Origin of the sequence: Pseudoalteromonas sp. SG41-5, assembly GCF_014164495.1 — a bacterium.
Lineage (GTDB): Bacteria > Pseudomonadota > Gammaproteobacteria > Enterobacterales > Alteromonadaceae > Pseudoalteromonas > Pseudoalteromonas rhizosphaerae.
Map to the genome: position 1 here is coordinate 38,516 of NZ_JACJFH010000034.1, position 8,826 is coordinate 47,341.

Below are 8,826 nucleotides of genomic sequence, written 5' to 3' on the forward strand. Positions count from 1 at the left end.
AAGCAATGATTACCTATGTGACTGAGACTGAATAAATTTCAAGACGATAGCTTATTTATAGACAAAAAAACGCCCAGAACGAATCCGCATTGTTCTGGGCTTAGGGGATGGCTCTAATGAGCCTGCGCTAACTTTAAAAACACCTTCTAAGTTCATTAAGGGAGAAGTAGAAAGTAATATTAAGTGTAGTTAACATATGTAAAAAAACCCAATAAATGATGATTTTTTATACTGCTTATAAAACAACTGTTTGTCTTAAAACGAAGCGCAAAGCTTAAATTTTATACATTGGTTGTTGCCAACTTATCCACACCTTATTATTATCACCAGCTGATCAGTTGAGTGTTTTGTACTAAATCTCGAGGTAAGGAGTTTTTAATTTTATTTTTTTGCCATTTTCCAAGCCCTATCGGACAGCCACAAAGGGTTAAAACCACTTCGCCAAGTGCGTTGCTAGGTTCGCTTAAACGAATATCTTTACCTTGAAAGTAGTCATTGGCCTGCTCGTTACTTAGCGCAATTACATTAGCCTTACATTGGCCACCAAATACGGTGGCAAATTCGTGGTTAAGACGCACCCCATTTTTGTGGATCATGCCGAGGTGGATACCAAGTCGCGCGTATTTTATTTTGTTTTCAATGGCGGCAAACTGCTCAGGGAATAGCCACAGTTCTTTATCGCGCTGCATTAGTGAGCCGCTGAGTGATGTCAGGTCAAATTGTTTTTTTAGCTCAGTGTAAAATGCTTGGCTGGATTTTTTGTCAAACGGCTGAAAAGGGAATGCACCTTTTTTTACTTTTTGATTTGGATTATCGCAGCTAGCAAGCTTTTTAAACTTAGCAATAAAAAAGCCTTCGCTGTCGAATGTTTGCGGCCAGACATGCAAATAGCCTTCGCTGGTTGTGGCTCGCTCTGCACCTGCAAACAAATGATCTAATGGTTGTATTTCAAGATGTTCTGTAAACTCAGTGAGAAGATATTCGCACACTTGCTGATTTTCGAGCGGGGTTAAAGTACAGGTTGAATAGACTAATGTACCGCCTGGTTTTAATGCATAGAAAGCGCTTTTTATTAAGTTTTTTTGCACTTTGGCAATATCAATGTTTGACTCAATCGACCAATTCTTTAAGGCATCAGCATCTTTTCGAACCGTACCTTCGCCAGAGCATGGGGCATCGAGTAAAATACTGTCAAAGCATTCATACATATAATCGCCAAAAATAGCCCCATCAAAATGCGACAATGCACAATTGCCAACTCCCATACGCTTTAAGGTTGCGCTGAGTACTTTTAAACGAGATGACGACAATTCATTGGCAACCAATACCCCGTGATTATTCATTAATGCTGCTAATTGTGAAGTTTTAGAGCCAGGAGCGGATGCCATGTCGAGCACATGAGTTGCATCAGTTAATGCGTCTTTGAGTGCTATTGGTGGCAGCATCGAACTGGCTTCTTGTACATACATAGCGCCACTTAAATGTAGATCCGTGTTACCCAGTGCCAGAGCTTGCTCTTCATGTTCACTGCGCTCTAACCAAAAACCTTCGCTACACCATGGGATTGGGCTTAATGTCCAGCCTCTATCAAGGGCATACTGCTGAAAATCCTCAACCGACATTTTAAGCGTATTGACACGTACAGATTTACGAAGCGGTCTGCGACAGGCATTGAGAAAGTCATCCAATGTTAGGTGTGCAGGTAAATAGGTCTTTACGTCATCTATAAAATGCTGGGGAATATAGGTATTGGCGTCCAAGGTCGTGCTCACAGAGAATTTTAAAGTTGTATTCTAGCATTATTAGTGGCTCAGAGCAGTGCCTTAAATAATCTTTTAAAGTATGCAAACCTGTCGACACTTGGTGCATAAATGTGTGTTTTAAGTGTTTTTAAACATTATTTATTATACTTATGTCGACAATAGCCGTTTTAAAACGCAGTTTTTACTGATTTAGGGTTGACACATTTACAGCTAAAGACCATAGTGTATCCGTAAATTGTCGACAATCTTGGAAAGGTGAATAATGACGCAAGATGCTTTTAGTGAAACACCTATTACTACCGCCTCAGATCAGGTATTTGTGGATATGCGTCGAGAAATTGTCGAAGGCAGTATTGTTCAAGGTAGCAAGATATCCGAGCCAGAACTGGCAAAGCGTTATGGTGTAAGCCGTGCAACGCTTCGTGAAGCGCTTAACCGCCTTGAAAGTTGTTATTTAGTTGAGCGTAAAGCGAATGTGGGTTGTCGTGTTGTGGCACTTACAGCTGAACGTTTAATAGAAGTATATCAAGTTCGCAGTGCGCTTGAAGGTTTAGCGTGTCGTTTAGCTGCCGACAATATGGCACCCGATGAAGTACAAAGTTTAAAGCAATTACTTAATCAGCATCTGAAAACACAACGTGTAAAAGAGGGTGAATCTTACTATCAAGAAGCCGGCGATCTGGATTTTCATTATCGCATTATTAAAGGCAGTAAAAACGACCACCTTATTCACTTATTGAGTAACGGACTTTATCAGTTAATTCGTATGTATCGTGTGCAAATGGGTATGGTTGGGCCTCGCGTATCAAAAGCGTTTGATGAGCACTTAGCCATTATTAATGCGATTGAAAACCATGATGGGGAATTAGCTGAGTTATTGATGAAGCGCCATATCAGTGCATCGCAAGCCAATATACAAACGAAGTTTAATTTACATGCCGCGCAAAATGAGCGCGCGGAGCAGTAAAAACGTCATATTAAACCATTAAAAAATATAAGTTGTCATAAAGCAACCCCGTTCAAAGTTAGGAGAATGTAATGTCAGCAGGATTAAAATTTAAACAGGCGATTGCCAATAATCATCCATTACAAGTCGTCGGCACAATCAACGCTTACACGGCGATGATGGCTGAAAAAATGGGTCATCAAGCAATTTACCTTTCAGGTGCAGGTGTCGCGAATGCTTCATTTGGTATGCCTGATTTGGGGATGACCAGTCTTGATAATGTTTTGGAAGATATTCGCCGCATCACAGGTGCCAGCGATTTACCATTACTTGTTGATGCCGATACTGGTTGGGGTGGAGCATTTAATATTGCTCGCACAGTCAAAGAGATGACCAAAGCTGGCGCGGCGGGGTTTCATATTGAAGACCAAGTAGCGCAAAAGCGGTGCGGCCATCGCCCGAACAAAGAAATTGTCTCGCAAAGCGAGATGGTTGACCGTATTAAAGCAGCTGTTGATGCTAAAACTGACAGTGACTTTTACATTATGGCGCGTACTGATGCGTTTCAAAAAGAAGGCTTAAATGCCGCGATTGAACGTGCAGCAGCCTGTGTTGAAGCCGGCGCCGATGCGATTTTTGCAGAAGCCGTACACGATCTTGCCGACTATCAAGCCTTTACCAAAGCGATTAATGTGCCTATTTTGGCCAACATTACTGAGTTTGGCCAAACGCCAATTTATACTAAAGAGCAACTAAGTGATGTAGGCGTAGAAATGGTGCTTTACCCACTCAGCGCGTTCAGAGCAATGAATAAAGCGGCACTTAACGTCTATTCAGCAATTTTAAATGAAGGGTCTCAACAGAGCCAAATTGAAAATATGCAAACACGTGCTGAGCTTTATGACTTTTTAGATTATCACTCGTATGAAAATACACTCGATAACCTTTTTTCAGCAAAATCTGATAAATAATAATAAATTCAACAGGAGACACATCATGGTAGATAAAGCATTAGGCGGCGCAGGACTTCGCGGACAAGTAGCAGGCCAAACAGCACTTTGTACAGTAGGGCAAACCGGTTCAGGCTTAACGTATTGTGGTTACGACATTGCAGAGCTTGCTGAAAAAGCGCAGTTTGAAGAAGTATCTTTCCTGCTTTCGCGCGGTGAATTACCGACCTCTGCAGAGCTTAGCGAATACAAAGCTAAACTAAAAAGTTTACGTGGTTTACCACCGGCACTGAAAACTGTACTTGAAAACATTCCAAAAGACGCGCACCCAATGGATGTTATGCGTACAGGTTGCTCTATGCTAGGTAACCTTGAAATGGAGCATGACTTTAGTCAGGCTAATGATGCCATTGACCGTATGGTTGCGGTATTCCCAAGCATTATTTGTTACTGGTATCGTTTTACTCACGACGGTGTGCGTATTGAAACACAAACTGATGATGACTCAGTTGGCGCGCATTTTTTAACGCTACTACATGATAAAGCGCCATCAGAGTTATTTGCTCAAGTGATGAATGTATCGCTGATTTTATATGCAGAGCATGAATTTAATGCCTCAACCTTTACTGGTCGCGTTTGTGCATCGACATTATCTGACATTCACTCTTGTGTAACAGGTGCCATTGGCACGTTACGTGGCCCATTACATGGCGGCGCGAATGAAGCGGCAATGGATATGATTGAAGGCTTTAAAGATGCAGACCATGCAGAGCAAGAAATCATGGGCATGCTGGAGCGTAAAGATAAAATTATGGGCTTTGGTCACGCAATCTATCGCGAATCAGATCCACGTAATGTGATCATTAAAAAGTGGTCTGAAAAACTCGCTGCAGAGCTAGGCGACGAGGTACTTTATCCAGTATCAGTGCGCTGTGAAGAAATTATGTGGCGTGAGAAGAAGTTATTTTGTAACGCAGACTTTTTCCATGCATCGGCGTATCACTTTATGGGCATTCCAACTAAGTTATTCACCCCTATTTTTGTTATGAGCCGTGTAACAGGCTGGACCGCACACGTAAAAGAGCAACGCGCTAATAACCGTATTATTCGTCCAAGTGCAGATTACACTGGGCCAGAAGCGCGTAGTTATACGCCAATCGAATCACGTTAAGACTATTAAAGGTGGGCGAAAATACGCTCACCTTTTATTTTTTGCACATTGCCACTAGCGCATAGTTTTTAAGGCCTCTTTTTTCATACATCCCTTAAACACGCTATACGTGTGCGACCACCGTCACCAAATTAGCGAGTCTTGTAATGACTATCATAAACAATACTAAATACAGAAAACCCTTACCTAACTCTAATGTCGATTATTTTGACACCCAAGCTGCAATTGATGAAATTAAGGCTGGTGCGTACGCAGCCTTACCCTATACATCACGTGTTTTAGCAGAGAATTTAGTACGCCGCTGTGAGCCGCAAATGCTAACCGCAGCTCTGTCGCAGCTTATCGAACGCAAACAAGATTTAGATTTCCCTTGGTATCCCGCGCGCGTAGTCTGTCACGATATTTTGGGACAAACAGCGCTGGTTGATTTAGCTGGCTTGCGTGATGCCATTGCAGCCAAAGGCGGCGATCCAGCTAAAGTTAACCCAGTAGTACCAACACAGCTGATTGTTGATCACTCATTAGCCGTTGAATACGCAGGGTTTGATCCTGATGCTTTTGAAAAAAACCGCGCTATTGAAGATAGACGTAACGATGACCGTTTCCACTTTATTAATTGGACTAAAACTGCGTTTAAAAATATTGATGTGATCCCTCCGGGTAACGGCATTATGCATCAAATCAACCTTGAGAAAATGTCGCCGGTGATCCAAAGCCGCGATGGGATTGCTTTTCCTGATACCTTAGTCGGTACTGATAGCCACACACCGCATGTTGATGCGTTAGGTGTCATTGCAGTAGGTGTTGGCGGCCTTGAAGCCGAAAGCGTGATGCTTGGCCGCGCCTCTTATATGCGTTTGCCCGATATTATTGGTGTTGAACTCAGTGGCAAACGTCAACCGGGTATTACAGCAACGGATATCGTGCTTGCGATCACTGAGTTTTTACGTGGCCAGCGTGTCGTATCAAGCTATTTAGAGTTTTATGGTGAAGGCGCAGATGCATTGACATTAGGCGATCGCGCTACTATCTCAAATATGACACCAGAATTTGGTGCCACCGCAGCGATGTTTTATATCGACCAGATGACCATTGATTACTTACGCCTAACAGGACGTGAAGAAGAGCAAATTGCCTTAGTTGAAAATTACGCAAAAACTACCGGTCTGTGGAGCGACAGCCTAAAAACAGCGCAGTACGATCGGGTATTAAAATTTGATCTATCAAGCGTTGGCCGCAATATTGCTGGACCGTCAAATCCGCATCGCCGTGTTTCAACCAGTGATTTGGCAGTGCAGGGGATCTCTGGGGTTGTTGAAAATGAAGATGGTTTAATGCCGGACGGTGCCTGTATTATTGCTGCTATCACTAGTTGTACGAATACCAGTAATCCACGTAACGTCATTGCAGCTGGTCTTATTGCGCGTAATGCAAATGCGAAGGGCTTAACTCGCAAGCCATGGTTAAAACCTCATTAGCACCGGGTTCAAAAACAGTGCAATCGTATCTTGAAGATGCCAAATTACTGTCAGAATTAGAGCAACTTGGTTTTGGTATTGTTGGCTTTGCGTGCACTACCTGCAACGGTATGAGTGGCGCGCTTGATCCCGTTATTCAACAAGAAGTGATTGATCGCGACCTATACGCCACGGCAGTGCTCTCTGGTAATCGTAATTTTGATGGCCGTATTCACCCATACGCTAAGCAAGCATTTTTAGCGTCTCCGCCATTAGTAGTTGCCTATGCCATTGCAGGAACTATTCGTTTTGATATTGAAAAAGACGTACTCGGACAAGACCTGCAGGGCAATGACGTAACCTTAAAAGATATTTGGCCATCAGATGAAGAGATTGATGCAGTGATTAAACAAAGCGTAAAACCTGAGCAGTATAAGAAGGTTTACGAGCCGATGTTTAATTTAACCGTTGATTACGGTGAAGATAACGACCCACTTTACGATTGGCGCCCACAAAGTACTTATATTCGCCGCCCGCCATATTGGGAAGGCGCACTCGCTGGTGAGCGTACCATGAAAGGTATGCGCGCATTAGCGGTACTTGGCGATAACATCACAACTGATCATTTATCACCGTCAAATGCAATTATGGCCAGTAGTGCAGCAGGTGAGTACTTAACGCATATGGGTGTGCCAGAAGAAGACTTTAACTCGTATGCAACGCACCGCGGCGACCATTTAACTGCACAACGTGCAACCTTTGCTAATCCTAAATTACTTAATGAAATGGTGATTGAAAATGGCGAAGTGAAACAAGGCTCATATGCCCGTATTGAGCCTGAGGGCACAGTTACTCGGATGTGGGAAGCAATCGAAACCTATATGCAGCGCAAACAACCATTAATTATTGTTGCAGGAGCTGACTATGGCCAAGGTTCTTCTCGTGATTGGGCAGCCAAAGGCGTGCGTTTAGCAGGCGTTGAAGTTATTGCTGCAGAAGGTTTTGAGCGTATACACCGTACTAACTTAATTGGTATGGGGGTATTACCGCTGGAATTTAAAGCGGGCACCACCCGTAAAACGCTTAAGCTAGATGGTAGTGAAAGTTACGATGTAACTGGTGAATTAACACCAGGTGCGAGCGTTAATTTAACGATTACCCGCACTGATGGTGAAGTATTAAATGTGCCAACAAAGTGCCGTATTGATACTCAAGAAGAACTATCCATTTATGCTGCAGGTGGCGTATTACAACGCTTTGCTCAAGACTTTTTAGAAGCCACGCAAAGTGTATAAGGAAAACAGCTATGACATTTAAACCACAAATTAAAGTACCTGCCACCTACATGCGCGGTGGCACTAGTAAAGGGGTATTCTTTAATCTCAGCGATTTACCAGAGGCTGCACAAGTGGCAGGTTCTGTGCGAGATAATTTATTGCTGCGAGTGATTGGTAGCCCAGATCCATATGGCAAACAAACCGATGGTATGGGGGGGGCTACTTCTAGTACCAGTAAAACCGTTATTTTAAGTAAAAGTGAGCAAGCTGATCACGATGTTGATTACTTATTTGGCCAAGTTGCTATTGATAAAGCGTTTGTTGATTGGAGCGGAAACTGCGGCAATTTAACTTCTGCAGTTGGCGCATTTGCAATTAGTAATGGTCTTGTTGATGCTAGCCGTATTCCAGAAAACGGTGTGGCTATAGTGCGAGTTTGGCAAGCTAATATTAAAAAAAGCATTTTAGTGCATGTGCCAATGACCAACGGTGAAGTACAAGAAACGGGTGACTTTGAACTCGACGGGGTGACATTTCCCGCCGCTGAGGTGAAATTAGAGTTCATTGAGCCAGCGGATGGCGATGGAGCGCTATTTCCAACAGGCAATGTGGTCGATGAACTAGCAGTCCCTGAGTTTGGTGTACTTAGAGCCACTATGATCAACGCGGGTATCCCTACTATTTTTGTTAATGCAGCAGATATCGGCTATACCGGCACTGAACTTCAAGATGATATAAATAATGACGAACAAGCATTAGCTAAGCTTGAGTCTATTAGAGCGCATGGGGCAGTTAAAATGGGCTTGATCGCTCATATTAGTGAGGCGGCAGCGCGTCAACATACACCAAAAGTGGCATTTATTAATAAACCAATGACATACCTAGCTTCAAGCGGTAAAGAAATTCACAGTGATAATATCAACCTACTGGTACGTGCCATGTCGATGGGGAAACTTCATCATGCCATGATGGGTACTGCCGCTGTTGCAATCGGCACCGCAGCTGCGATAGCAGGATCGCTCGTTAATCTTGCAGCTGGTGGCGGTCAGTTGAGCGAAGTTAATTTTGGCCATCCGTCAGGTACATTAACTGTAGGCGCGCAAGCGATACTTCAAAACGGTAAGTGGCAGGTTACCAAGGCCAGTATGAGTCGTAGTGCTCGTGTGCTAATGGAAGGCGTTGTCCGAGTACCTGAGGCGAATTAATTAATGTAATAAAACGAAAAGTGACTGCTAAGTTACTTTTCCTCTCTTATTTATGTG

6 protein-coding genes and 1 pseudogene are annotated in these 8,826 nt (G+C 43.2%); 6 read left to right on the forward strand and 1 reads right to left on the reverse strand.

Translation table 11 applies throughout. From position 1 onward, the window contains the following. Nucleotides 1–323: 323 nt before the first annotated feature. Nucleotides 324–1,760, reverse strand: a complete 1,437-nt coding sequence (gene rsmF / locus H5232_RS10970; RefSeq protein ID WP_182718766.1) for a 16S rRNA (cytosine(1407)-C(5))-methyltransferase RsmF — start codon at nt 1,758–1,760, stop codon at nt 324–326. Nucleotides 1,761–2,025: 265 nt separating this feature from the next. Between rsmF and H5232_RS10975 the strand changes: the two genes are divergently transcribed. From H5232_RS10975 to prpF, 6 genes and pseudogenes are all read left to right on the forward strand, one after another. Then, nucleotides 2,026–2,730 carry a GntR family transcriptional regulator gene (locus H5232_RS10975; protein WP_145233596.1) on the forward strand — a complete coding sequence of 235 codons (705 nt, stop codon included), beginning with the start codon at nt 2,026–2,028 and terminating at the stop codon, nt 2,728–2,730. 71 nt (nt 2,731–2,801) lie between these two features. Then, nucleotides 2,802–3,680, forward strand: a complete 879-nt coding sequence (prpB, locus tag H5232_RS10980) for a methylisocitrate lyase (protein WP_145233598.1) — start codon at nt 2,802–2,804, stop codon at nt 3,678–3,680. 25 nt (nt 3,681–3,705) lie between these two features. Then, entirely contained in the window at nt 3,706–4,830 is a 1,125-nt protein-coding gene (gene prpC / locus H5232_RS10985) for a 2-methylcitrate synthase (protein WP_145233600.1), read from the forward strand. Nucleotides 4,831–5,144: 314 nt separating this feature from the next. Further along, nucleotides 5,145–6,526: pseudogene (gene acnA / locus H5232_RS24215) on the forward strand (aconitate hydratase AcnA); the annotation flags it as partial. Between the two features lie 444 nt (nt 6,527–6,970). After that, nucleotides 6,971–7,582, forward strand: coding sequence for a hypothetical protein (locus H5232_RS24220; protein ID WP_259400127.1), 612 nt, complete (start codon nt 6,971–6,973; stop codon nt 7,580–7,582). Nucleotides 7,583–7,593: 11 nt separating this feature from the next. After that, nucleotides 7,594–8,769, forward strand: a complete 1,176-nt coding sequence (prpF, locus tag H5232_RS10995; RefSeq protein WP_182760814.1) for a 2-methylaconitate cis-trans isomerase PrpF — start codon at nt 7,594–7,596, stop codon at nt 8,767–8,769. Nucleotides 8,770–8,826: the final 57 nt, after the last annotated feature.